General features: G+C 39.1%; 1 pseudogene. It reads left to right on the top strand.

From position 1 onward, the window contains the following. Positions 1-296: pseudogene (locus AC0QH1_RS00720) on the top strand (RNA-guided endonuclease TnpB family protein); the annotation flags it as partial. Between the last annotated feature and the right edge of the window lie 34 nt (positions 297-330).

The following is a 330-nucleotide window of genomic DNA, read 5'->3' as shown; positions in this document are numbered from 1 at the left end:
GCAATTTATATGGGTTGCAATTTGTAGAAACTGAAGAATCTTATACCTCGAAAGCGTCGTTTTTAGATAATGACTTTCTCCCAATCTACGGTGAAAAACCCGATAACTGGGAACCGTCTGGAAAACGTATTAAACGAGGTTTATATCAATCTGGTGCTGGTTATCTAATTAATGCCGATTGTAACGGTGCAGCCAATATTTTAAGAAAAGTATCTGGAAGACTTAATCTCAACTTAAGTCAACTAAGTAGAGGCGCTTTGACTACGCCTTTAAGAGTTCATTTCTGGACTGCTTAAGAATCTGCGCGTCAAAAGAGCCGCAGAGTGTCAA

The sequence above is a fragment of the Phormidium sp. CCY1219 genome (assembly GCF_055795085.1).
The sequence above is the reverse complement of the archived record's forward strand: the minus strand, read 5'-3'. Positions and strand labels throughout refer to the sequence as shown.